The sequence below is a fragment of the Phenylobacterium sp. SCN 70-31 genome, from assembly GCF_001724605.1.
Classification (GTDB): Bacteria; Pseudomonadota; Alphaproteobacteria; order Caulobacterales; family Caulobacteraceae; genus Phenylobacterium.
The window spans coordinates 41,888-64,520 of sequence record NZ_MEEX01000037.1 but is presented as its reverse complement, the minus strand read 5'-3'; the positions used below and the strand labels follow the sequence as shown (position 1 = coordinate 64,520).

The 22,633-nt window shown below is 69.6% G+C and carries 26 protein-coding genes; 22 read left to right on the top strand and 4 right to left on the bottom strand.

Going from position 1 to position 22,633, the window contains the following annotated elements; genetic code table 11:
- Positions 1–48 precede the first annotated feature (48 nt).
- The 3 genes from rplO to ABS78_RS21070 all read left to right on the top strand — a co-directional run bounded on the left by rplO (position 49) and on the right by ABS78_RS21070 (position 2,601).
- Positions 49–534 carry a 50S ribosomal protein L15 gene (gene rplO / locus ABS78_RS21080; RefSeq protein ID WP_293384169.1) on the top strand — a complete coding sequence of 162 codons (486 nt, stop codon included), beginning with the start codon at positions 49–51 and terminating at the stop codon, positions 532–534.
- An 83-nt stretch (positions 535–617) separates the two neighbouring features.
- A complete protein-coding gene (gene secY / locus ABS78_RS21075) occupies positions 618–1,967 on the top strand; it encodes a preprotein translocase subunit SecY (RefSeq protein WP_293384166.1) in 1,350 nt (449 codons plus the stop codon).
- Between the two features lie 64 nt (positions 1,968–2,031).
- Positions 2,032–2,601 carry an adenylate kinase gene (locus tag ABS78_RS21070; protein WP_293384164.1) on the top strand — a complete coding sequence of 190 codons (570 nt, stop codon included), beginning with the start codon at positions 2,032–2,034 and terminating at the stop codon, positions 2,599–2,601.
- A gap of 149 nt (positions 2,602–2,750) precedes the next feature.
- On the opposite strand, the gene ABS78_RS21065 is transcribed toward ABS78_RS21070, so the two are convergent.
- Both ABS78_RS21065 and ABS78_RS21060 read right to left on the bottom strand, forming a co-directional pair.
- On the bottom strand, positions 2,751–3,230 hold the full coding sequence (locus ABS78_RS21065) for a DUF2269 domain-containing protein (protein WP_293384161.1): 480 nt from the start codon (positions 3,228–3,230) through the stop codon (positions 2,751–2,753).
- Complete coding sequence (locus ABS78_RS21060; protein WP_293384158.1) at positions 3,227–4,516, bottom strand: SDR family oxidoreductase; 1,290 nt, start codon at positions 4,514–4,516, stop codon at positions 3,227–3,229. Before ABS78_RS21060 ends, ABS78_RS21065 begins: the two co-directional genes overlap by 4 nt.
- A 340-nt stretch (positions 4,517–4,856) precedes the next feature.
- Here ABS78_RS21060 and rpsM point away from each other — a divergent pair, with 340 nt between their 5' ends.
- From rpsM to ABS78_RS20980, 16 genes are all read left to right on the top strand, one after another.
- The gene (rpsM, locus tag ABS78_RS21055) at positions 4,857–5,225 is read left to right on the top strand and encodes a 30S ribosomal protein S13 (protein ID WP_293384155.1); all 369 of its coding nucleotides are present in this window, start codon (positions 4,857–4,859) and stop codon (positions 5,223–5,225) included.
- A gap of 12 nt (positions 5,226–5,237) precedes the next feature.
- Positions 5,238–5,627 (top strand): 30S ribosomal protein S11, encoded by a 390-nt coding sequence (gene rpsK / locus ABS78_RS21050; RefSeq protein WP_293353380.1) that lies wholly within the window; start codon positions 5,238–5,240, stop codon positions 5,625–5,627.
- Between the two features lie 73 nt (positions 5,628–5,700).
- Complete coding sequence (locus ABS78_RS21045; protein ID WP_293384152.1) at positions 5,701–6,717, top strand: DNA-directed RNA polymerase subunit alpha; 1,017 nt, start codon at positions 5,701–5,703, stop codon at positions 6,715–6,717.
- A 186-nt stretch (positions 6,718–6,903) separates the two neighbouring features.
- Entirely contained in the window at positions 6,904–7,323 is a 420-nt protein-coding gene (gene rplQ, locus ABS78_RS21040; protein WP_293384149.1) for a 50S ribosomal protein L17, read from the top strand.
- 98 nt (positions 7,324–7,421) lie between these two features.
- Positions 7,422–8,639, top strand: a complete 1,218-nt coding sequence (locus ABS78_RS21035; RefSeq protein ID WP_293384146.1) for an ectonucleotide pyrophosphatase/phosphodiesterase — start codon at positions 7,422–7,424, stop codon at positions 8,637–8,639.
- A gap of 45 nt (positions 8,640–8,684) precedes the next feature.
- Entirely contained in the window at positions 8,685–9,185 is a 501-nt protein-coding gene (locus tag ABS78_RS21030) for a VOC family protein (protein ID WP_293384143.1), read from the top strand.
- Positions 9,185–9,559, top strand: a complete 375-nt coding sequence (locus ABS78_RS21025) for a cupin domain-containing protein (RefSeq protein WP_293384140.1) — start codon at positions 9,185–9,187, stop codon at positions 9,557–9,559. Before ABS78_RS21030 ends, ABS78_RS21025 begins: the two co-directional genes overlap by 1 nt.
- Positions 9,560–9,588: 29 nt before the next feature.
- On the top strand, positions 9,589–9,927 hold the full coding sequence (locus ABS78_RS21020) for a metalloregulator ArsR/SmtB family transcription factor (RefSeq protein ID WP_293384234.1): 339 nt from the start codon (positions 9,589–9,591) through the stop codon (positions 9,925–9,927).
- A complete protein-coding gene (locus ABS78_RS21015) occupies positions 9,924–10,397 on the top strand; it encodes an SRPBCC family protein (RefSeq protein WP_293384137.1) in 474 nt (157 codons plus the stop codon). The genes ABS78_RS21020 and ABS78_RS21015 overlap by 4 nt, the downstream gene beginning before the upstream one ends.
- A 64-nt stretch (positions 10,398–10,461) precedes the next feature.
- Positions 10,462–11,715: a TCR/Tet family MFS transporter gene (locus tag ABS78_RS21010; RefSeq protein WP_293384134.1), complete on the top strand. Its 1,254-nt coding sequence runs from the start codon at positions 10,462–10,464 to the stop codon at positions 11,713–11,715.
- 155 nt (positions 11,716–11,870) lie between these two features.
- The gene (locus ABS78_RS21005; protein WP_293384130.1) at positions 11,871–13,316 is read left to right on the top strand and encodes a Do family serine endopeptidase; all 1,446 of its coding nucleotides are present in this window, start codon (positions 11,871–11,873) and stop codon (positions 13,314–13,316) included.
- An 88-nt stretch (positions 13,317–13,404) separates the two neighbouring features.
- Positions 13,405–15,012: an AbgT family transporter gene (locus tag ABS78_RS21000; protein ID WP_293384127.1), complete on the top strand. Its 1,608-nt coding sequence runs from the start codon at positions 13,405–13,407 to the stop codon at positions 15,010–15,012.
- Positions 15,013–15,064: 52 nt separating this feature from the next.
- On the top strand, positions 15,065–16,369 hold the full coding sequence (locus ABS78_RS20995; RefSeq protein ID WP_293384124.1) for a replication-associated recombination protein A: 1,305 nt from the start codon (positions 15,065–15,067) through the stop codon (positions 16,367–16,369).
- Positions 16,370–16,568: 199 nt separating this feature from the next.
- Positions 16,569–17,021: a hypothetical protein gene (locus ABS78_RS20990; RefSeq protein WP_293384121.1), complete on the top strand. Its 453-nt coding sequence runs from the start codon at positions 16,569–16,571 to the stop codon at positions 17,019–17,021.
- Between the two features lie 9 nt (positions 17,022–17,030).
- Positions 17,031–17,780, top strand: coding sequence for an RluA family pseudouridine synthase (locus ABS78_RS20985; RefSeq protein ID WP_293384118.1), 750 nt, complete (start codon positions 17,031–17,033; stop codon positions 17,778–17,780).
- Between the two features lie 99 nt (positions 17,781–17,879).
- Positions 17,880–18,365: a hypothetical protein gene (locus ABS78_RS20980; RefSeq protein ID WP_293384115.1), complete on the top strand. Its 486-nt coding sequence runs from the start codon at positions 17,880–17,882 to the stop codon at positions 18,363–18,365.
- A gap of 9 nt (positions 18,366–18,374) precedes the next feature.
- On the opposite strand, the gene ABS78_RS20975 is transcribed toward ABS78_RS20980, so the two are convergent.
- Positions 18,375–19,622 (bottom strand): hypothetical protein, encoded by a 1,248-nt coding sequence (locus ABS78_RS20975; protein WP_293384112.1) that lies wholly within the window; start codon positions 19,620–19,622, stop codon positions 18,375–18,377.
- 57 nt (positions 19,623–19,679) lie between these two features.
- On the opposite strand from ABS78_RS20975, the gene crcB reads away from it, so the two are divergent.
- The 3 genes from crcB (at position 19,680) to ABS78_RS20960 (ending at position 21,857) form a co-directional block, all read left to right on the top strand.
- A complete protein-coding gene (gene crcB, locus ABS78_RS20970) occupies positions 19,680–20,063 on the top strand; it encodes a fluoride efflux transporter CrcB (RefSeq protein ID WP_293384109.1) in 384 nt (127 codons plus the stop codon).
- The gene (locus tag ABS78_RS20965) at positions 20,060–21,037 is read left to right on the top strand and encodes an RluA family pseudouridine synthase (protein WP_293384106.1); all 978 of its coding nucleotides are present in this window, start codon (positions 20,060–20,062) and stop codon (positions 21,035–21,037) included. The genes crcB and ABS78_RS20965 overlap by 4 nt, the downstream gene beginning before the upstream one ends.
- 85 nt (positions 21,038–21,122) lie before the next feature.
- Positions 21,123–21,857, top strand: a complete 735-nt coding sequence (locus ABS78_RS20960; RefSeq protein WP_293384103.1) for an ATP12 family protein — start codon at positions 21,123–21,125, stop codon at positions 21,855–21,857.
- Positions 21,858–21,860: 3 nt separating this feature from the next.
- Here ABS78_RS20960 and ABS78_RS20955 read toward each other — a convergent pair whose 3' ends face one another.
- Entirely contained in the window at positions 21,861–22,460 is a 600-nt protein-coding gene (locus ABS78_RS20955) for a PEPxxWA-CTERM sorting domain-containing protein (RefSeq protein ID WP_293384100.1), read from the bottom strand.
- Positions 22,461–22,633 lie beyond the last annotated feature (173 nt).

Below are 22,633 nucleotides of genomic sequence, written 5' to 3'. Positions count from 1 at the left end.
CGAGTCGGAGCCCGCCTCCGGCGCCGTATCTCCAAGGAGAGGCAACAGATGACCAAGCTGAACGAACTCAGCCCCCGTGAGGGCTCCACCAAGGACCGCATGCGTGTCGGCCGTGGCCCGGGCTCGGGCAAGGGCAAGACCGCCGGCCGCGGCGTGAAGGGCCAGAAGGCCCGGAGCGGCGTGTCGATCCACGGTTTCGAAGGCGGCCAGATGCCGCTGCACATGCGCATGCCCAAGCGCGGCTTCAACTCTCGCAATCGCAAGGACTTCGCCGAGGTGAACCTGTGGCGCATCGAGCAGGCGATCGCCGCCGGCAAGCTCGACGCCAAGGCCGCCATCGACGCGGACGCTCTGCTGAAGGCCGGTGTCATCCGTCGCCTGAAGGATGGCGTGAAGCTGCTGGGCGAGGGCGAGTTGAAGTCGAAGCTGAACCTCACCGTCTATTCCGCCACCACCTCGGCCCGAGCGGCCGTGGAGAAGGCCGGCGGCTCGCTCACGACCACCAAGGTCGAAGCCAAGGCCGACGAAGCCTAGGTCGCTGTGACACTCCGGCCCTCGCTAAGAGGGCCGGGGCGCCCTATCTCCCAGCGGCATTACCGAGTCAGGGGATCTGCTGAATGGCTTCGGCCGCCGAACAGCTCGCCGCCAATCTGAACTTCGACGCCTTCCGCAAGGCGACGGAGCTTCACAAGCGCATCTGGTTCACGCTCTGGGCGCTGATCGTCTATCGCCTGGGCACCTACATCCCGATTCCGGGGATCGACCCTGCCGCCTTCCAACAGGCGTTCCAGGGGCAGGCCCAGGGCATCCTGGGCATGTTCAACATGTTCTCGGGCGGCGCCGTCGAGCGGATGGCCATCTTCGCCCTGAACGTGATGCCCTACATCTCGGCGTCGATCATCGTGCAGCTTCTCGGCGCGGTCTATCCGCCCTGGGAGAAGCTCCGGAAGGAAGGCGGCGAGGCGGGGCGCAAGACGCTCAACCAGTACACCCGCTACCTCACCGTGGTCCTGGCCGTGTTCCAGTCGTTCGGCATCGCCGTCGGTCTGTCGCAGAGCCCGGGCCTGGTCGAGAACCCCGGCCTGTTCTTCATCGTCTCCACCGTCGTGACGCTGACGGGCGGCACCATGTTCCTGATGTGGCTGGGCGAGCAGATCACCAGCCGCGGCGTGGGCAACGGCATCTCGTTGCTGATCTTCGCCGGCATCGTGGCCGTGCTGCCGCAGTACCTGTTCCAGGCGTTCGAACTGACGCGCACCGGTTCGATGAGCGCGGGCGCCCTGATCTTCATGATCCTGCTGGTCGTGGCGATCACGGTCGGGATCGTCTTCATGGAGCGCTCGCAGCGTCGCCTGCTCGTCCAGTATCCCAAGCGCCAGGTGGGCAACCGGATGTTCGGCGGCGACACCTCGTTCCTGCCGCTCAAGATCAACGCCTCGGGGGTGATCCCGCCGATCTTCGCCTCGTCCCTGCTTCTGCTGCCGGCGACGGTGATGGGCTTTGCGGCGAGCGCGAACCTGCCCCCCTGGCTCGACTGGCTGCCGCTCGCGGTGGGCCAGCTCCAGCACGGCCAGCCGCTGTTCATGCTGCTTTACGGCGCCCTGATCGTCTTCTTCTGCTTCTTCTACACCTCGATCGTCATGAACCCCGAGGACACGGCGGAGAACCTGCGCAAGTACGGCGGCTTCCTCCCGGGCATCCGGCCGGGCAAGCGGACGGCCGAGTACATCGACTTCGTGATGACGCGACTGACGGTGATCGGCGCCGCCTACATCACCCTGGTCTGCCTCGTGCCCGAGGCTCTGATGAGCTTCTCCGGGACCCAGTTCTACATGGGCGGCACGTCGCTGCTGATCGTGGTGAGCGTGACGATGGACACGGTGGCCCAGATCCAGTCGCACCTGCTGGCGCACCAGTACGAAGGCCTGATCAAGAAGTCGAAGCTGCGGGGCGGCGGTCGGCGTTAGGCCGACCCGCCTTGGGTGACGTTGCGGGACGGCGCCATCAAGAGCGCCGTTGAGGGGACCTACGATGAACCTGATCCTGTTTGGACCGCCGGCGGCGGGGAAGGGCACACAGGCCAAGCGCCTGGTCGAAACCCGCAAGATGGTCCAGCTGTCCACCGGCGACATGCTGCGCGCCGCCATCGCGTCGGGCTCGGATCTGGGCAAGCGCGTCGAAGGCATCATGCAGCGCGGCGACTTGGTGTCGGACGAGATCGTCATCGAACTGATCGAAAGCCGTCTGCCCGAAGCCGAGGCGGCGGGCGGCGCCATTTTCGACGGTTTCCCGCGGACCCTGGCCCAGGCCGAGGCGCTGGACGTCATGCTGAAAGGCCGGGGCAGCCAGATCGATCTGGTGATCCGCCTGAAGGTTGACGACGAGGCGCTGAAGCAGCGTATCGCCGGCCGTTTCGCGGAGTCCGGTCGCCCCGACGACAACCCCGAGAGCTTCGGCGTTCGCCTGGGGGCCTACAACGCCCAGACCGCGCCGCTGCTGCCGTACTACCAGGGCCAGGGCAAGCTGGTGGAAGTGGACGGCATGGGCGCTATCGACGCCGTCGCCGCCGGCATCGACGCGGCGATGGACGCGGTGCGGTAGGAAGTCCCGGGCCTCCTGGAGCATCTCCGAAGGACAGGCGCACGACCGGCGTCCGGTCGTGACAGGGCGCGAAGCCGCCCGCCGTGCGTTGGTATTCCTTCGCGCCTCTTGGTGGTTCCGACGATCTCCGCTTCACCGTCGTCGCGACGTCAGAACAGGTCCAGCGCCGGCCGGGTGATCATCAGCCAGATGATCGTCATCACCGCGGCGAAGGCGGGAAAGCCGCACACGAACCACATCCGGAACAGCCGATGATAGCTCGGGGGCAGGGGCTGCCCTGCTTCGGCGGCCACAAGGGCGATGCGCCGCATGCGCGCCTGCATCCAGACGACGGGCAGCCACCAGGCGCCGGTCCACAGGTAGAGCGCGATCGACACCACGATCCAGCCGCTGGTCAGCGGGTGGCCGGCTTCCAGGGCCAGCAACACGCCGGTGACGGGCTGGGCGACGACGGCGGTGGCGGTGAACACGACGTCGGCGATCACCACCATGCGCGCGACCGCGGCGACCGTGCGCGCATCCCGCGTCCGGTGCGCCATGAGCATGAAGAAGGCGATGCCGGCGCCCGTGCCCAGCAGGACGGCGGCGCCGATCACGTGCAGGAACTTCAGGACGAGAAAGGCGCTCATCGGTCCTCCAGGATGGCCAGCGCCACGGCGGTCAGCATCATGACGGGAACGATCTTCGTGAGCGGACCCAGTGGCTCGGTCCACAGATGCGGCGCCAGCACCGTGCCGGTGGCCAGATAGGCGGCCGACAATCCCAGCGCCGACCAGAGCGCCGCACGCGAGGTGGCGCGGACGGCGATGCCGATCCCGATCAGGATGTCCGCGATCCCGCCCCCCAGGGCGAGCGGGGCGGAAAGGGGGCCGGCGCCCGCCGCCGCGAGCTGCTCGACGCCGCGGGTCCAGGCCGGCCCCAGCGTGATCAGGCCGGTGGCGATCCAGAACAGCGCCAGGATCGCGACCGTCGCCGCCTTCGTCAGGTAGAGGTTGGCGAACCAGCGCTCCTGCACCGAGGCGGGTTCGGATTCCAGCGCGTCCGCGAGCGGCGTGGGTCGGATGCCGGTGGCGGCGGTCCAGGCCTCGATCTGTGCGGTGGAGCCCACGCCCAGCTCCCGCAGCGCGGTCGTCCGCACGGGCGGACGCCAGCCCAGCCAGCCGGCCAGGTCACCCAGGCGGAAGAGGGCGGGCAGCAGCGGCCCGGCCGGGATGGTCGCGGCGGACGGAAAGCCCAGCCAGCGGCGATAGGCGCCGATCACCGTATCGAACGCCAGGGCCTCCGGCCCGGCGACGTCCAGGACGATCCGATCGGGGGCGCCGGGGCGCAGAAGGATCGCCACCGTTTGCGCAAGGTCGTCGAGCTGGACGATCTGCAACAAGCCCGCCCCGGCCACTCGTGGCCGGACGGGAAGGGCGGCCAGCGCTCTGAACAGGGCGCTGCCGCCATAGGCTGCGCGGCCCACCACCACCGAGGGGCGCAGGACGATCCAGTCCAGATTCCGCGCCATCAGATCGGCGTCGCCTTGGCCTTTGGTGCGCTGGAAGGCGGTGGCGGCGTCGGGCGCAGCGCCCAGCGCCGAGATCTGGATCACGCGGCGCACGCCGGCCGCCTCGCAGGCGGCGAACAGCGCGGCCGGCCCTTGCCGGTGGACGGCCATGGTGGAGTCGGCGCCGCCGTCCTGCAGAACCCCGGCGCAGTTGACGACCGCGTCCACGCCTTCGAGGTGCGGTCGCCAGTCGTCGGGGCGCACGGCGCGGCCGATGTCGAGGGCGATCCAGTCCGAGGCCGGCGCCCGCCACGCCGCCGCGCCCGGTCGGCGGGTGACGCCGACCACCTGGTGGCCGTCGGCCCGCAGGCGCGCCGCGACGGCTGATCCGATGAACCCTGCCGCGCCGGTGAGCAGCACGCGCATCGCATCCTCCCGCCCTGACCGTCCCGGGACGCCCCCGGGCAGTCCGGACGCGCTCGATCAGGCCCTGCGTTGCGCGATTCGGCCTCCCGTGCTTTGCTTCAGCTGCGCCGGAGAGCAGCTCCGGCGACCGACGGAGGCTTTCCACGGGTGAAGGACACCCTTCCCGCGTGTAGGTTTCCGTTCACTTTTACGCGTTTCCGCCATTGACGGCGATGCGCCGATCCATATAACGAAGCGCTTCCGCGAAAGAGCGCGAGGGACGCGCCGGCCTATGCCTATGGCAGAGAGGGGCCGGGGCGCCGTTTGCGCTTCTGTCGTGAGATCCAGGAGATTACCTCACGTGGCCCGTATCGCTGGCGTCAACATCCCTACGAACAAGCGCGTCGTCATCGCGCTGCAATACATTCACGGCATCGGTCAGGCGAAAGCCCGGGAGATCGTGCAGAAGGTCGGCATCGAGGACGCCCGGCGCGTCAATCAACTCACCGACCAGGAAGTCCTGCAGATCCGCGAGGCGATCGATCGCGACTATCTGGTCGAGGGCGACCTGCGCCGCGAGACGGCGGTCAACATCAAGCGCCTGATGGACCTCGCCTGCTATCGGGGGCTGCGCCACCGCAAGGGCCTGCCGGTCCGCGGCCAGCGCACGCACACCAACGCCCGCACCCGCAAGGGCCCGGCCAAGCCGATCGCCGGCAAGAAGAAGTAAGAGAGCTGATCGATGGCCAAGGAACCGGCGCGCGTCAAACGTCGCGAGCGCAAGAACATTACTTCGGGCGTGGCGCACGTGAACGCCTCGTTCAACAACACCATGATCACCATCACCGACGCCCAGGGGAACACCATTTCCTGGTCGAGCGCCGGCCTGATGGGCTTCAAGGGTTCGCGTAAGTCGACGCCCTATGCCGCCCAGATGGCGGCCGAGGACGCCGGCCGGAAGGCCGCCGAGCACGGTGTGCGCACGCTGGAAGTGAACGTCTCGGGGCCCGGCTCGGGCCGTGAGTCCGCGCTCCGCGCCCTTCAGGCGGTGGGCATGACGATCACCACCATCCGGGATGTGACGCCCATTCCGCACAACGGCTGCCGCCCGCCCAAGCGCCGGCGCGTCTAGCCGTTCGAGCTGTTATTCCCTTACGCCGGCCGTGGATTTGCGGCCGGCGATCCTGCGTTTTCGAGGGACACCCGTGATCGAAAGAAACTGGAACGAGCTTATCCGTCCCGAGAAGCCGCAAATCGAGACCGGCGCCGACGCCGCCCGCAAGGCGCGTCTGGTGGCCGAGCCCCTCGAGCGCGGGTTCGGCGTGACGCTGGGCAACAGCCTGCGCCGCGTTCTTCTCTCCTCTCTGCAAGGCGCGGCGGTGACCGCGGTGCAGATCGATGGCGTGGTCCACGAGTTCTCGTCCCTGGAAGGGGTGCGTGAGGACGTCGTCGACATCGTCCTCAACATCAAGCAGCTCGCGCTGCGGATGCACGCCGAAGGGCCGAAGCGCATGACGCTCCGCGCCACCGGCCCGGGCGCCGTGACGGCCGGCCAGATCGAGGCCCCGTCCGACATCGAGATCCTGAACCCCGACCACGTGCTCTGCACGCTGGACGACGGCGCCACGGTGCGCATGGAGTTCACGGTCAACACCGGCAAGGGCTATGTCGCCGCCGAGATGAACCGTCCCGAGGACGCCCCGATCGGCCTCATCGCCGTCGACGCCCTCTATTCGCCGGTCAAGCGCGTCGCCTTCCGCGTCGAGCCCACCCGTCAGGGGCAGTCGCTCGACTACGACAAGCTCGTGATGGAAGTCGAGACGAACGGCGCCGTGAGCCCGGTCGACGCCGTGGCCTACGCCGCGCGCATCCTCCAGGACCAGCTCCAGATCTTCATCACCTTCGAAGAGCCGAAGAAGAAGGTCGAGGGCGAGGCCAAGCCGGAGCTGCCGTTCAACCCGGCGCTGCTCAAGAAGGTGGACGAGCTGGAGCTGTCGGTCCGTTCGGCCAACTGCCTGAAGAACGACAACATCGTCTACATCGGCGACCTGATCCAGAAGACCGAGGCGGAGATGCTCCGCACCCCGAACTTCGGCCGCAAGTCGCTGAACGAGATCAAGGAAGTTCTTGCCGGGATGGGCCTTCACCTCGGCATGGACGTGCCGAACTGGCCGCCGGAGAACATCGAAGAGCTGGCGAAGAAGTTCGAAGACCAGATGTAGGACTATTCCGCGCCGACTCCGGTCGCCCCTCCATCCGGGGAGGCGGTTCGGGCCCGACGAAGCCGCAACAGCGGCGGAGGGCCCCGGCGCTTCGTGTTGACCCGGGCGGGAGCAGGCCGGGACTTGGTTTAGGCGACGCCCAGGCGATCGGGCGTCCGGCGGGCCGATGAGCCCAGGAGATTGAAGATGCGTCACGGCAAAGCCCACCGCAAACTGGGTCGTACGACCGCCCACCGCACCGCCATGTTCGCCAACATGTCGGCCAGCCTGATCAAGCACGAGCAGATCGTGACCACCCTGCCGAAGGCCAAGGAACTCCGCCCCTTCGTGGAGAAGCTGGTGACCCTGGCCAAGCGCGGCGACCTGCATGCGCGTCGCCAGGCGATCAGCCAGGTCCGGGACGTCGCTCAGGTCGGCAAGCTGTTCGGCGTGCTCGGCCCCCGCTACGCCGACCGCAACGGCGGCTACATCCGCGTGCTCAAGGCCGGTTTCCGCCACGGCGACAACGCGCCGATGGCCGTGATCGAGTTCGTCGACCGCGATCCGTCGGAAAAAGGCAAGGACTCCGGTCCCACGGCCGACCAGGGCTTCGGCGCGGACGAGTAGCCCGCGTCATCGAACGATTTCGGGCAAGGCCCCGGACGTCCGCGTCCGGGGCCTTTCGCGTTTGTGCGCCTGTCGCATCCCCGAGCTATGCTTTGGGGATGTTCCGCTGGCTCCTCCTCACAATCGTCTCGCTCTCGTTCGCGGCCTGCGCCACGGCGCCGGAGCCGCCGCCGGCCGGACGGGCGCCGGTGATCCTGGTCTCCATCGACGGCTTCCGGCCCGACTATCTGGACCGGGAGGCGACCCCCAACCTGTCGCGCCTGGCCCGGCACGGTGTGCAGGGCGTCATGCGGCCGTCATTCCCGTCGAAGACGTTCCCCAACCACTACACCCTGGTCACCGGCCTGCGGCCCGACCGGCACGGAATCGTCGACAACACCTTCGAGGATCCGGAGATCCCCGGCGAAACCTTCCGGATGTCGAACCGCAAGGCCGTGGGCGACCGCAAGTGGTGGGACCAGGGCGCGCCGATCTGGGTGACGGCCGAGCAGGCGGGCGTCGTCACCGCGCCCGTCTACTGGCCCGGCTCCGAGGCCGAGATCCGAGGTGTGCGGCCCACCCACTGGCGCGCCTTCCAGATGTCGCGGCCCAACGCCGCCCGGGTCGACGACCTTCTGGCGCTGCTGGATCTGCCGCTTGGCCGACGCCCGCAGTTCCTCACCCTCTACTTCGACACGGTGGACACGGCCGGTCACCGCTTCGGGCCGGATGCGCCGGAGACCATCGCCGCCGTGGCCGAGGTCGATACGCAGGTCGGCCGGCTGGCCGCGGGCCTGAAGGCGAGGGGGATCGTCGCCAACCTTGTCGTCGTGGCCGATCACGGCATGGCCCCGCTCGCCCCCGATCGCCGGATCTTCATGGACGAGGTCCTGCCGAGGTCGGCGTGGCGCACCCTGGCGGCCGGCGCCTTCATGGCGATCTATCCCGCCGAGGGCCGGACGGCGGAGGTGGAGGCGGCGCTGCTGCAGCCTCATCCCCACATGGCGTGCTGGCGCAAGGCGGAGATTCCCGAACGCTTCCGATATGGCCGTAATCCGCGCGTCGCGCCGATCTTCTGCCTGCCCGAGACGGGCTGGTCGCTGACCACGCGGGACTATCGCCCGAGCTGGCCGGAAGGCGGCAACCACGGCTTCGATCCGGAGAGTCCGGAGATGGCGGCGGTCTTCGTGGCTGGGGGGCCGGCCTTTCGCCCGGGAACGATCCTGCCCGCGTTCGACAACGTCAGCGTCTATCCGCTCCTGGCCCATCTTCTGGGCGTGACGCCCGAGCCGAACGACGGGGACATCGGCGACGTGGCGACGGCCTTGACGAGATAGTTGTCATATGGGTTAAATATTGTCGATCCTCGAAAGGACATCGACATGCCCCAGCGCCCCGCCGCCGTCCCGGAATCAGACAAGACCGCTGACGCCGACTGGCGGCCCGCCCTGATCTCCGCAGTGGTCTACCGAGATCCCAAGGCCGCCCTGAAATTCCTGGAGGCCGCCTTCGGCTTCGAATTGTTCATGCTGATCGAGGACGATGACGGAAATCTCGCCCACTCCGAGATGCGGTACGGCGGGGCTGCGATCATGGTCGGCTCGGAATGGAGCGACGACCACAAGAGCCCGGCCTCGATCGGTCGCAAGGTCACCCAGTCGGTCCACATCAAGGCGGACACCGACATCCACGCCCACTGCGAACGCGCCCGGGCGGCGGGCATGGAGATCCTGGCCGAGCCCGAAATGCAGTTCTACGGCGACCTCACCTACCGTTGCCGCGACCCGGAAGGACACATCTGGACCGTGTCCCAGGCGGTTCGTGCGGTGAGTCGCGAGGAGGCCGAGGCCGCCAGCGGCCTGAAGATCACGGGCTGGCTCTGATGCCGCGGCTGGACCTTGAGGACACCTACCTCAGCCTGGACGGCCAGGGCCGGCTCCGCCGGCATCCGGTTGCGGGCTTCTGGGAGACAGTGGACGACAATCCCGACCTCCTGAGTACGTTGGTCTCCGCCTATGTCAGCGAGGAGGACTGGCCCAACTGGGAGATGCATCCGGGCGGCGACGAGGTGTTGGTCCTGATCGAGGGCCGTATGATCATGATCCTCGACGAGGCCGGGAGGGAGCGCCGTCTGGAGATGGCGCCGGGGGCCACCTGCGTCGTGCCGAAGGGGGTCTGGCACCGCGCCCTCGTGCCCGAGCCCAGCCGGTTCATCGCCATCACCTACGGCGCCGGCACGACGCACCGCCCCGCGTGACGTCCGCCGCCCGAGATCTGGCCACAGACCTGGCCCCGGCGCTGGATCGGACCCTGGCCGCCCTGGCCGATCCGCACCGCCGGCGCGTCGTGGACCTGCTGGCCGAGCGGCCCCGGGCGGCGGGGGAACTGGCGCGCGCGCTGGAGTTGTCGCCGCCGGCCATGAGCCGGCACCTGCGCACCCTGCGCCGGAGCGGGCTGGTGGAGGAGACCCATCCCGAGTTCGACGCGCGCGTGCGCATCTACGCCCTGAGGCCCGAACCCATGGTCCATCTGCTGCGCTGGCTCGAGGAGAGCGAGCGGCTCTGGAGCGCCCAGCTCGCCGCCTTCAAGGCCCACATCGAGGCCTCGGGAGCTTCCGGGGAATGACCTCCAGGGTCTATGTCGCCCTGCGCGTGAAGGCGTCGCCGTCCCGGGCCTTCCAGGTGTTCGTGCAGGAGATCGGCGCCTGGTGGCGGCCGAGCGGGCTCTTCCAGACCACGCCGCGCGCCCCCGGCGTGCTGGCCTTCGAGCCGGGGGAGGGCGGGCGACTGACCGAGACGCTGGCGAACGGCAAGGTGTTCGAGATCGGCCGGATCCAGGCCTGGGAGCCCCCGGAGCGGCTGGTCTTCTCCTGGCGCCAGGCCAGCTTCCCGTCCGACCTTCACACCGAGGTCGAGGTGCGCTTCGAGGCCGTGGGCGACGAGACCCGCGTCAGCGTCGAGCATCGCGGCTTCCATCGCGTGCCGGCCGACAGCGCGGCGCGCCACGGCTTCCCGGATCACGCGCTTCTGGCGCGCCTCGGGGAATGGTGGCAGGGACTTCTGGCGTCCTATCGTGGGCGTGCGGCCGGCCCATGAGGCGATCCGCCGGAAAGATCGGCCGGGAAAACGACGCCGAACGGCGCGTGGAGGAGGGGACAGCGTGACCAGTCCGGCGTCCGGCGGGCCGTCCGCCACGGCCAGAAAGGCCAGTTTCGGCTTCATCTTCGCCCTGGCGCTGATGAACTCGGTCTCGTTCGGGATCATGATCCCGGTGCTGCCCAACCTCATCAAGGAATTCACGGGCGGCGACACGGCCGCCGCCTCGGAGTGGAACCTGGTCTTCGCCTCCACATGGGGCCTGTTGCAGTTCGTCTGCGGACCGATCCTGGGCCTGATGTCCGACCGCTTCGGCCGCCGGCCCGTGCTTCTGATCTCGCTGTTCGGGCTGGCCGTCGATTTCGTCTTCATGGCGCTGGCCCCGGGACTATGGTGGCTCTACCTGGGCCGGATCCTCAACGGCATGACGGCGGCCAGCTTCTCGACCGCCAACGCCTATCTGGCCGACGTCACCGCGCCGGATCAGCGCGCGAAGGTGTTCGGCTGGATGGGGTCGGCCTTCAGCTTCGGCTTCATCTTCGGCCCGTTCATCGGCGGACAACTGGGTGAGATCGATCTGCGCCTGCCGTTCGTGGCGGCGGCCGGCCTGACCTTCGTCAACTGGCTGTATGGACTCTTCGTCCTGCCCGAGAGCCTGGCGCCGGAACGGAGGACGAAAGCCTTCGACTGGAAGAAGGCCAATCCGGTGGGCTCCCTGGTCCTGCTGCGCTCGCGGCCCGGCCTGCTGCGGCTGGCCAGCGTCGGCTTCCTGTTCCAGCTCGCCCACGTGGTCCTGCCGACGATCTTCGTGCTCTACATGGGCTACCGCTACGACTGGGGCCTCGCGGTTCTCGGCTGGACGTTCCTGGCGACGGGTGTCTCGGGCGTGGTGGTGCAGGTCTTTCTGGTGGGGCCGATCGTGAAGCGGTTCGGGGAGAAGACCGCAGTCATCCTGGGGGCGGCCGCGGGGTGCGTGGGTTTCGCCTGGTACGCCTGGGCGCCCACCGGAGCGCTCTATCTGTTGGCCGTGCCCGTCTTCGCCTTCACCAGTCTGATGATGCCCGGGCTCCAGGGCCTGATGACCCGCAAGGTCGAACCCAGCGAGCAGGGCCAGCTTCAGGGCGCCAACCAGGCGCTCATGGGACTTTCGTCCATCTTCGGCCCCGTGATCTTCGGGGAGGCGTTCGCCTGGTCGATCCGCCACGAGGGATTCCACCTGCCGGGCCTCGCGATCTATCTGGCGGCGGCGATGATGGGCCTGGCGCTCCTGCTCATCCTGGGGGCGGCGCGGCCGCCGCCCCGCGAACCGGGCGCCTGACTTCGGGACCCCGATCCCGCGTGGCCTCGTCCCGGGCGACCTGATACCGAGTGGGCCTCACCCGCACAGGCCTTGATGCGCCGGCGTCGGGCTTCGCCATGATTGCGCCGAAAAGGGGCGTAGCGTTCCGCCGACTTCTTCTGCCTGGAGACTCCATGCGCGCGTCCCGCGTTCCCGTCCTCGCCCTGGTCCTGCTGCTGGGCGCCTGCTCGCCCCGTGATGGCCAGGCCCAGTCCAATTCACCTGGAACAAGTTCGTCCGGGGCGAACCTGCCCGCGGCGAACCGCGCGCCGCCCGCCAACGCCGCGACGATGAAGGTGTCGTTCGCGCCCGTGGTGCAGCGGGCGGCGCCCGCGGTGGTCAACATCTCCGCGCGCCGGCTGGTGCGCCAGCAGACCGATCCGTTCTGGTCCCTCTTCGGACTGGGCGTGCCCCAGGCCCGGCTGGCCGCCTCGCTGGGCTCGGGCGTGATCGTGCGCGAGGACGGGATCGTGGTGACCAACAACCACGTGGTCGAGAACGGCCAGGAGATCACCATCGGCCTCAACGACCGGCGCGAGTTCCCGGCCCGCATCCTGCTGGCCGATCCGCGGACCGACCTGGCCGTGCTGAAGGTCGAGTTGCCGCCGGGCGAGCGCCTGCCCGTGCTCGCCATCGACGATTCCGGCGACACCCAGGTCGGCGACCTGGTGCTGGCCATCGGCAACCCGTTCGGGGTGGGCCAGACCGTGACCAACGGCATCGTCTCGGCCCTCAACCGCGCCACCGACCCGACCGGAGAGGCCGGCGCCGCCTATGTCCAGACCGATGCGGCCATCAATCCCGGCAATTCCGGCGGCGCCCTGGTCGACATGGACGGCGACCTGATCGGCGTGAACAGCTTCATCCTCTCGCGCTCGGGCACCTCGTCGGGCGTGGGCTTCGCCGTGCCGGCCGAGGTGGTGCGACGGGTGGTCGAGACCGCCGTGGGCGGTGGTCGCGCGGTCGTCCGGCCCTGGCTGGGCGCGCGGACCCAGAGCGTCAACGCCGACCTGGCCCGCAGCCTCGACCTGCCGACGCCTCAGGGCGCCCTGATCGCCGACATCTATCCGGGCGGCCCCGCGGCCCGCGCGGGGCTCAGGACCGGCGATGTGGTGCTGCAGGCCGAGGGGCGGCCCATCGTCGACGCGTCCGGCCTCAACTATGTGGTGCGCAACGCCCGGCCGGGCGAGACCATCCCGCTCACCATCCGCCGCGCCGACGGCCGCGACCAGCAGCTGACCCTGCGCGCCGATCCGCCGCCGGCGACCCCGGCGCGCGACGAGCGCACCCTGGCGGGCCGCCATCCGTTCGACGGGGCCACGGTGGCGAACCTGTCGCCGGCGGTGGCCGATGAACTGGGCCTGGACCCGTTCGTGGGCCAGGGCGTCCTGGTGGCCCGCGTGGAACGGGGCGTCGCCATGAACATCGGCCTGCGCCGCGGCGACATCATCCGCGAGGTCAACGGCGCGAAGATCGCCTCGGTGCGCGATCTGGCGGCGGCGGTCGGCCAGCCCGCGCGCACATGGCGCCTGGCCATCGAGCGCGACGGGCGGATCGTCACGGCCACCTTCTCGGGCTGATCCGACGCGTTATGGTAGGGGGCGTCGCTTTGGACGCGGCCGAGTCCCGGCCGCCTACCGGCCGCGGTCTCCGGGGGAGTGTTCGAGCTTGAGCGACGAAGTGACGGGCGGCGGACCGCCGCGGACACGCGGGTTCCTGGGCGCAGTCGAGCGGCTGGGCAATCTGCTGCCCGACCCCATCATGATCTTCGTCTGGCTGATCGCGGCGCTGATGGTGCTGTCGGCGATCGGCGCGTCCCTCGGCTGGTCGGCCTCGCTCACCTACGCCGGCGCCGAGGCTCCGCAGTACGGCACGCTGGAGAACGGCGTCCTGACCTTCAAGGCCACGTCGCTGTTCTCGGAGGAGAACATCGGCAGGCTCCTGACCGAGATGGGGCGTACGCTCACCGGCTTCGCGCCCCTGGGCCAGGTCCTCGTCATCATCTTCGGTGCGGCCGTGGCCGAGCGTGTCGGGCTCCTGAGCGCGCTGATACGGGCCAGCCTGCGCAATGCGCCGAAGGTGATCCTGACGCCGGTGGTGGCGATCATCGGCATGGTTTCGCACCATGCGTCCGACGCGGCCTATGTGGTCTTCATTCCGCTGGCGGCGTTGCTGTACGCCGCCGTGGGCCGCCATCCTCTGGCGGGCCTGGCCGCGGCCTTTGCGGCGGTGTCGGGCGGGTTCGCCGGCAACGTCACGCCCGGCCAGCTCGACGTGCTGCTGTTCGGCTTCACCCAGGAGGCGGCGCGCATCATCGACCCGGCCTGGACCATGAACCCGCTGGGCAACTGGTGGTTCATCCTGGCCATCGTCGTCGTCTTCACACCCATCGTCTGGTTCGTGACCGACCGGATCATCGAGCCGCGGCTGGGGCCGTGGGGCGGCGAGGCCGACGACGAGCTGAAGGCCGACCTGGCCAAGTCGGCGCTGACTCCGGCCGAATGGCGCGGGCTCAAGCTCGCGGGGCTGGCCGCACTGCTGGTGGTGGCGCTGTTCGCCGCGCTTTCGCTATGGCCGGGCTATACGCCGCTGATCGACGAGAGCCGCGAAGGACCGTCCCGGCTGCAACCGTTCTACAGCGCGCTCATCGCCGGCTTCATGCTGCTGTTCCTGCTGGGCGGCATCGCCTTCGGGATCGGCACGGGGGCCGTCAAGGGCGCGTCCGACGTGCTGGAGAAGATGATCGACGGGGTGCGGATGATGGCGCCCTACATCACCTTCGTCTTCTTCGCGGCGCACTTCGTGGCGATGTTCAACTGGTCGCGTCTCGGGCCCATCGCGGCGATCCAGGGCGCGGAACTGCTCCAGGCGCTCAGCCTGCCGGCGCCGTTCCTGCTCGTCAGCGTGCTGGCCTTCTCGTCGGTGCTGGACCTGTTCATCGGCTCGGCCTCGGCCAAGTGGAGCGCATTGGCGCCGGTGGTGGTGCCGATGTTCATGCTGCTGGGCATCTCGCCCGAGATGACCACGGCGGCCTACCGGATGGGCGACAGCTACACCAACATCATGACGCCCCTGATGTCGTACTTCCCGCTGGTCCTGGCGTTCTGCCGCCGCTGGGATACGAGCATCGGCGTGGGCTCGCTGCTGGCGATGATGCTGCCCTATGCGCTGGCGTTCATGGGCGCGGGCGTGCTCATGACGGTGGCCTGGGTGTTCTTCGACCTGCCGCTGGGGCCGGGCGCGACGGTTCACTACACCCTGCCGGGCGCGCGCTGATGGTGTCGACGGCGGCGTCGACGCCGCCGCGGGGCGTGCTACACCCCTGGGCATGGCCGACCTCTTCGAAGCCGCGGGACTGACGCCGGCGCAGCCCGCGCCGCTGGCCGACCGGCTGCGCCCGCAATCGCTGGACGAAGTGGTGGGCCAGGACCACCTGCTGGGCGCCGAGGGTCCGATCGGACGCATGGCCGCCGCGCGCCGGCTGTCGTCCATGATCCTGTGGGGGCCGCCCGGCACCGGCAAGACAACCATCGCCCGCCTGCTGGCCAAGGCGGCGGGCTACGAGTTCCAGCAACTCTCGGCGGTCTTCTCGGGTGTCGCCGACCTCAAGAAGGCGTTCGAACAGGCGCGGACGCGGCGGTTGGCGGGCCAGGCCACCCTGCTGTTCGTGGACGAGATCCACCGCTTCAACCGCGCCCAGCAGGACGGTTTCCTGCCGTTCGTGGAGGAGGGGATCGTCACCCTCGTGGGCGCGACCACCGAGAACCCCTCGTTCGAGTTGAACGGCGCGCTGCTATCGCGCTGTCAGGTCTATGTGCTCAAGCGCCTGGACGATGCGGCGCTGGACGGCCTGCTGGCCAAGGCCGAGGTGCAGGAGGACCGTCCGCTGCCCCTGGAGGCCGATGCGCGGCAGGCGCTGGTCAACATGGCCGATGGGGACGGCCGCTACCTGCTGACCCTGGCCGAAACCCTGTTCAACATCGCCTCGGCAAAGCCGCTCACCATCGCCGAACTGGGCCAGATCCTCCAGAAGCGCAGCCCTGCCTACGACAAGGACCGGGAGGAGCACTACAACCTCATCTCGGCGCTGCATAAGTCGATCCGCGGCTCCGATCCTGACGCGGCGCTGTACTGGCTGGCGCGGATGCTGGCGGGTGGCGAGGACCCGCTGTTCATCGCGCGTCGCCTGGTCCGCGCGGCGGCCGAGGACATCGGCGCGGCCGATCCGATGTCGCTGGTGCTCGCCAACGCCGCCAAGGAGACCTACGACTTCCTCGGCAGTCCCGAGGGCGAGATCGCCCTGGCCCAGGTGGTCGTCCACCTCGCGGCCGCGCCCAAGTCGAACGCGGTCTACAAGGCCTTCGGCGCGGCCATGAAGGCGGCGAAGGATACCGGTTCGCTGATGCCGCCGGCCCACATCCGCAACGCGCCGACCCGGCTGATGAAGGACCTGGGTTACGGCAAGGGCTACGCCTACGACCACGACACGGCCGAGGGTTTCTCGGGCCAGAACTACTTCCCCGACGGCATGCCGCGCCGCCGCTTCTACGAGCCCCGCGGCGAGGGCGCCGAGGCCCGCGTCAAGGAACGCCTCGACCGCTGGGCGGCGCTTCGGCGCGAAAGGGGCGGTTAGGGCGGAGGCGCCGGCGGGGCGAGACGCGAAGCGGCGCCTCTCGAATTCCGAGGAACCCCGGAAAACGCGGACGAGCGTGGACGGCGACGCTGTGATCCCGCGCTCGCGGTTGCAGGACGGAACTGACGGCGCTTTCCGGGAGAACATTGTTTTCCCTTCGCGTCGGGCCTAGCCTCGCCGCGAGCCGGGAGGATCAGACATGACCGAGTCCATGGATAAGCCGCGCGAGGCGGCCCCCTGGCATCTGTGGCTTGTGGGGGCGGTGGCGGTGCTGTGGAACGGCTACGGGGCGTTCGGCTATCTGCTGACCCATCTCCAGGGCGAAGCCTTTCTGCGCAGCGCCGGCATGACCGAGGCGCAGATCGCCTTCACCACCGGCGGGCCGGCCTGGATGACCGCCGCCTGGGCTATCGGTGTCTGGGCCGCCCTGGCCGGGTCGCTGCTCCTCCTTCTGCGCTCGAAATGGGCGTTCCACGCCTTCTTGCTCTCGATCGCCGGCTTCGTCGGCTCGATGATCTACACGCACCTCCTCTCGACTGGCGGCGAGGTGATGGGGCCGTCGGGGGCGGCGATCAATGTGATGGTGGGCGTGAGCCTGATCCTCTTCGCCCTCTACGCACGGCGGATGACGGCGCGGGGTGTTCTCCGCTAAGCCCGGCGGGTGAAGCCCCATCCCAAGCCTGTCGTCCCCAAGCCCGTCGCCCTGAGTCCGGAGGAGATCGCCTTCGTCCGCGGCCTGGTGCTGTACGAGGACTCCGAGATCCTGGCCCTGAACAAGCCGCCGGGCCTCTCCAGCCAGGGCGGGCGGGGCCAGGTCCACACCCTGGACGAGCTGCTGTGGGCGTTCGCCAGACCGGGCAAGGCGCGGCCACGCCTCATCCACAGGCTGGATCGCGACACCTCGGGCGTCATCCTGACCGCGAAGACCAAGCCCGCGGCCGGCTTTCTCGGCAAGGCGCTGATGGCGCGCAAGGTGGCCAAGCACTATCTCGCCATCGTGACGCCTGGGGCGCCCGAGCCGAGGTCCGGGGTCATCGACCAGCCGCTGCGCCGCGACGAGCAGGGTCGCGAGGCCTTCATGCGCCCCTGCGACGCCGGCCATCCCGACGCCGAGACCGCGGTCTCGCGCTATCGCGCCCGCGCGGCAGGCGAAGGCGCGGCCCTGCTGGAGTTGTCGCCCGAGACGGGGCGGATGCACCAGCTCCGGGTCCACCTGGCGTCCATCGGCCGGCCGATCGCCGGCGATGCGCGCTACGGGGGCGCGCTGGTGGTCGACGGACACCCGGTTCCCCGCCTGATGCTGCACGCGGCCGCGCTGGAGTTTCCACACCCGGCCGGCGGGCGCAGGCGGCTGGAGGCGCCCCCTCCGGCGGACATGACGGCCCTGGCGACGGCCCTCGGACTGGCCTGAACTCCGCGTCCGGGGCCGTGGCGTGGAACGGCCGCGCCAGATGCTCCGTTTCGGTCTAGAAGGGCGACGAGGGACGCCTGCCACGCTTCGGATCGCCACATGCTTCGCCCCATCCTCGTTCTCGTCGCGGCGCTGAGTCTCGCCGCCTGCGCCACGGCGCCGACGCTCTACCAGCCGGCCGCCGGGCCCGGCGCGGTGGGCTATCGCGAATACCGCATCGAACCCGGCCGCTACCGCGTCACGTTCCAGGGCGGTCCCGGCGCGCCCCCGGCCCAGGTGCAGGACTACGCCCTGCTGCGGGCCGCCGACCTGGCCATCGCCGAGGGCTACGACTGGTTCCGTGTCTCGGACCGCTTCATGGAGGGCCGTCCAGACAACAGCCCGCGGGTCGGGGTCGGCGTGGGCGGTGGAAACTACGGCTGGCGCAGCGGCGTCGGCGTGGGCGTCGGCACCAGCTTCAACCTGGGCGGCGGCCCGGCTGTCGCGTCGACCGTCGAGGTCGTCATGGGCCGCGGCGCGCCGCCGCGCGACGCCGACGTCTACGACGCCCGCGCGCTGCGAGGCACGCTGGGCGCGCGCGTCTAGCGATTTCCGTCAGGCTACGTCGCGCCGAGTGACGTCACCGGGTGCGGCGCGAATGGCGGCGTGGGTGAATCCCGCGTCGTCGGCCATCTCGAAGTGGATTCGTTCGGCCAGGCCCTGGGCGATCAGGGCCGGCGCCTTGCCCCGCATCTGGTGCGCCATCGACCGCATGAAGGTTTCCAGCCGGGCGTCTGGCAGACCCAGGTCGGCGAAGTCGGCGACGAGGCCGTTGAAGCGGGCGCCGCTCACGGGTCCCAGAGCCTCTCGGTTCGGCTGGAGGCGCGCCAGGACGCCCCGGGTGATCCCGCCCACCAGACTGACCACCTCGACCAGGCGGCCCGAGGGCGTGCCCCGCTCCACGTCGATGAACTCCAGCATCGCGCCCTGACGCACCTTCTCGTTCGATGCGCCCGGCACATTGAGCAGGAGGTGGCGGCCCTTGCGCCCGCCCATCGTCCGGAACGAGACGGGCAGGATGACGGGCGGCTGCTTGCGCGCGTCCTCGGGCAGGAACAGCCCGCCGAAGGCCAGGGTGGCGCGGTCGATGGCCAGCATGTCCTCGTCGGCCAGCCGGCCGAACTTGCGGACCGGAATCACCTCGCCGGTGTCGCGGAAGGTGACGGTCGGTTCGATCCGGAGCACCGCGGTGACGCCGTGGCGCAGGCTCACCACGTGCTCCAGCGCGAAGTCGATCTGGATCGCCTGGCCGTTGAAGGCCACGAACGACACGGGGTTCCGCTCGCGCTCGCGCTCGGCGCTGACGCGACTCCGGTAGGGCGAGAAGGCCGGCGCGGGCTCGGCCGGGGTGGCGCTGGACCGGGCTGCGGCGATCGCCTCGGGGTCGACGTCGGCGCAGCTCAGGTAGTCGCCGTCGATCCTGGTCACCGCCCTGATGCGGATGTCGCGGCGGTCGGCCGAGCCCAGGAAGAACTCCAGCACCTCTTCCAGCACCCGCATGCCCACGGCCTGGGCGGCGACCCCGTCCTCGGTGGTCATGGCGACCAGGACGTCCGTGTCGCTCAGTTGATGGTGGATGTCCTGGTAGGACAGGTACTCGTTCAGCTTCCGGGCCATGTAGCCCCAGACGTCGTCCCGCTTCTTGTCCCAGCGATCGCCCGAACGTTCGCGGATGGCCTCGACGCTGATCACGAACACACCGCCCCGCTCCAGGCGGTCGGAACCGGCCAGCCGCTCCAGCACCGTGGAGGCGGTCTTGGCGCTGATGCGCGTGATCGGCGTGTCGACGGGGGCGTCCGACATGACGGCAGCCTGACCCACGTTGGCAAAGGAACCGTTGCCGAGCATAACGATGGCCGCATGCAGACACTTCTACTGGTGGCCGGCGGTGGGGCGGTGGGCGCGACGGCGCGCTATCTCCTGGGCGTTCAGGCGATGCGGACGCTGGGCTCGGCGTGGCCCTATGGCACGTTCGCGGCCAACGTGATCGGCGGGTTCCTCATGGGCGTGCTGGCGGGGGTGCTGGCGCTGCGAGGCGGGGCCGATCAGGAGAAGTGGCGGGTGCTGCTGGGCGTGGGCGTGCTGGGCGGCTTCACCACCTTCTCGGCCTTCTCGCTCGAGGTGGCGCTGATGATCGAGCGGCGGGCGTGGGGCCAGGCTTTCGCGTACAGCCTGATGTCGGTGGTCCTGTCGGTCGCGGCGCTGTTCGCGGGCCTGATGCTCATGCGGCGGTGGATGGCGTGAAGGAGGTCCGGACGCTCTACGTCGACAAGGGCGAGGAGGGGGTGCGCCTGGACCGGTGGTTCAAGCGTCGCTGGCCGCACCTGAACCATATCCAGATCCAGAAGCTGACCCGATCGGGACAGATCCGGGTGGACGGCGCCCGCGCCAAGCCCGACACGCGGCTCACGGCCGGAAGCCAGGTGCGTGTGCCCCCGCTGCCCGATGCGCCGCCGCCGCAGGAGAAGGGGCGGCTTCCCGACCGCGACGTCGCCTTCGCCCGGAGCCTGGTGATCTACGAGGACGAGGAGGTCCTCGCGCTGAACAAGCCGTCGGGCCTGGCGGTCCAGGGCGGAACGAAGACGAACAGGCACGTCGACCGTCTGTTGTCGGCGTGGGGCGAGGGGCTGGAGCGGCCCCGGCTGGTCCACCGCCTGGACCGCGACACATCGGGCGTGCTGGTGCTGGGCAAGACCCCCGGCGCGGCGGCGAAGCTGGCCGGGGCGTTCGCACGGCGGCGGGCGCAGAAGACCTACTGGGCCATCGTGGCGGGCTTCCCGAAGCCGGGCGACGGCGTCCTCGACCTGCCGCTGGCCAAGCGCGGGGTGGGCGACCGCGAGATGATGGTCCCCGTCGATCCCCGGGACGAGCGCGCCGAGACGGCCGAGACCGAGTTCGTCACCTTGGCCCGCGCCGGTCCCAAGGCGGCCTGGATGGCGCTCTGGCCGCATACCGGGCGCACGCACCAACTCCGGGCCCACATGCTGGCCATGGGCCATCCGATCCTGGGCGATCCGAAATACCACGACGAGACCTCGGTCGGTCTGTCCGAGGGACTTCGGCTCCAGCTCCACGCCCGACGCCTGGTCCTGCCGCATCCTTCGCGCGGGACCCTGATGCTCGAAGCCCCCATCAGCCCCGAGCTGAAGGCCGGCTTCGAGCGTTTCGGCTTCGATGAGCACGAGGCCGATCCCGAGCCATTCCGCCGACGGCGTTAGATCCGCCCAAGGAACGTCGCCGCCTTGCGGATATCCTGTTTCCCCGCCATGTGAGCGCCCGTCGCCGCCAGTCGAAAGGGAACACATGGACCTGCGCAAAGGCTTCCATGAGCCGGCCGAGAAACCCCGGCGCTTCTATGAGGCGGTGACCCTCGCCGACGCCGAGGGCGGATTCCAGGTGCTGCTGGACGGTCGCAACCTGCGCACGCCCAAGGCGATGCGGATGATCCTGCCGACCCGCGCGGCGGCCGAACAGGTCGCCGAGGAGTGGGCAGGCCAGGGCGAGACGATCGAAATGGCCGCCATGCCCGCCACGCGGCTCGCCAACACGGCGATCGAGTCGATCCCGGCAGCCCGCGAAGGGGTCGCCGACCAGGTGGCGCAGTATGCGGCCTCGGATCTCGTCTGCTATTTCGCCGAGGCCCCCGAGGCGCTGGTGTCGCGCCAGCGGGCCGGCTGGGAGCCGGTGCTCGCCCGGGCGGAATCGGAGGCGGGGCTGCGTTTCGAGCGATGTGCGGGGATCGTCCACCGCGACCAGCCGCCGGAGACCCTGGCCGAAGTGCGCCGTCTGGCTCTGGCCCTGGGCGATTTCGAGCTGGCGGGCCTGGCCTTCGGCACGCCGCTGTTCGGTTCGGCCGTCCTGGCGCTGGCCCTTCATCGCGGCTGGCTGTCGCCGGACGAAGCGTTCGATCTCTCCCGCGTGGACGAGGCCTTCCAGGAAGAGAAATGGGGCGTCGACGAGGAGGCCGCCGAGCGCGCCCAGCGCCTGCGCGCGGAGGCGCAGATGCTGGGCCGCTGGTTCCGGAGCCTCGCCGGCTGACGGTCAGGCGAAGGCGAGCCGCCGCCGCGCGCGCATCATGGCGCCCACGCCGCCGAAGCCCAGGATGAGCATGGCCCAGCTCGCGGGCTCGGGGACCAGCGCGGCGGGCACGCCGACTTCCCCGGAATTGAACGCCGCCAGGCCCGTCGCCGCGCCGTTGTTGACCACCGCCTGCGCCGAGAAGCCGTCGATCGCGACGCCCGAATAGATGGACCGCGCGGTAAGGCCGGCGAACGACACGTCGCCGAACGGACCGCCGCTCGCATTGAACGGGGCGCCCGTCCACCGGAACACCAGATTGACGATCAGGGGATCGTCGTCCTGGCCCGGAGGCGGGAGCAGCAACGAGGTGTTCTCGGTATAGGCGTCGACATCGCCCGAATAGATTCCGGCGCTTATCGAGCCGTCCACGTAGCCGAGGAAGTCGAAGATCACGAGCGTGGAGCCCTCGACCAGGCCCTGATCGCCCGCCAGCGTACCGCTGTACGAGAACTCGTAGTCCGAACCGACGAGCGTAACGGTGTCCAGAACCGGGATGATGGCCGCGTGGGCCCCGGTGGACAGCGCCAATGCGGCCGCCGCCGCCAACAGGACGTTTTTCAAGGTTCGACCCTCCAACTCACGCCGTCTCCGGCGCTCCCAAAGAGCCCACACCCCGATGATCGATCTTGGTCACGCCGGCTGACGCCTGGCAACTTGAAAGACCGATGAAATCCAAAATTCTTCTACTTTTTTCAGACCCTTAGATTGGCTGTGGACGCCGTGCGCGGCCCGGA

Excerpts from the sequence above, each read along its gene's own strand:
- rplO (WP_293384169.1), top strand. The coding sequence starts at position 49 with ATGACCAAGCTGAACGAACTCAGCCCCCGTGAGGGCTCCACCAAGGAC.
- secY (WP_293384166.1), top strand. The coding sequence starts at position 618 with ATGGCTTCGGCCGCCGAACAGCTCGCCGCCAATCTGAACTTCGACGCC.
- ABS78_RS21070 (WP_293384164.1), top strand. The coding sequence starts at position 2,032 with ATGAACCTGATCCTGTTTGGACCGCCGGCGGCGGGGAAGGGCACACAG.
- ABS78_RS21065 (WP_293384161.1), bottom strand. The coding sequence starts at position 3,230 with ATGAGCGCCTTTCTCGTCCTGAAGTTCCTGCACGTGATCGGCGCCGCC.
- ABS78_RS21060 (WP_293384158.1), bottom strand. The coding sequence starts at position 4,516 with ATGCGCGTGCTGCTCACCGGCGCGGCAGGGTTCATCGGATCAGCCGTC.
- rpsK (WP_293353380.1), top strand. The coding sequence starts at position 5,238 with ATGGCCAAGGAACCGGCGCGCGTCAAACGTCGCGAGCGCAAGAACATT.
- rplQ (WP_293384149.1), top strand. The coding sequence starts at position 6,904 with ATGCGTCACGGCAAAGCCCACCGCAAACTGGGTCGTACGACCGCCCAC.
- ABS78_RS21035 (WP_293384146.1), top strand. The coding sequence starts at position 7,422 with ATGTTCCGCTGGCTCCTCCTCACAATCGTCTCGCTCTCGTTCGCGGCC.
- ABS78_RS21030 (WP_293384143.1), top strand. The coding sequence starts at position 8,685 with ATGCCCCAGCGCCCCGCCGCCGTCCCGGAATCAGACAAGACCGCTGAC.
- ABS78_RS21025 (WP_293384140.1), top strand. The coding sequence starts at position 9,185 with ATGCCGCGGCTGGACCTTGAGGACACCTACCTCAGCCTGGACGGCCAG.
- ABS78_RS21015 (WP_293384137.1), top strand. The coding sequence starts at position 9,924 with ATGACCTCCAGGGTCTATGTCGCCCTGCGCGTGAAGGCGTCGCCGTCC.
- ABS78_RS21005 (WP_293384130.1), top strand. The coding sequence starts at position 11,871 with ATGCGCGCGTCCCGCGTTCCCGTCCTCGCCCTGGTCCTGCTGCTGGGC.
- ABS78_RS20995 (WP_293384124.1), top strand. The coding sequence starts at position 15,065 with ATGGCCGACCTCTTCGAAGCCGCGGGACTGACGCCGGCGCAGCCCGCG.
- ABS78_RS20990 (WP_293384121.1), top strand. The coding sequence starts at position 16,569 with ATGACCGAGTCCATGGATAAGCCGCGCGAGGCGGCCCCCTGGCATCTG.
- ABS78_RS20980 (WP_293384115.1), top strand. The coding sequence starts at position 17,880 with ATGCTTCGCCCCATCCTCGTTCTCGTCGCGGCGCTGAGTCTCGCCGCC.
- ABS78_RS20975 (WP_293384112.1), bottom strand. The coding sequence starts at position 19,622 with ATGTCGGACGCCCCCGTCGACACGCCGATCACGCGCATCAGCGCCAAG.
- crcB (WP_293384109.1), top strand. The coding sequence starts at position 19,680 with ATGCAGACACTTCTACTGGTGGCCGGCGGTGGGGCGGTGGGCGCGACG.
- ABS78_RS20960 (WP_293384103.1), top strand. The coding sequence starts at position 21,123 with ATGGACCTGCGCAAAGGCTTCCATGAGCCGGCCGAGAAACCCCGGCGC.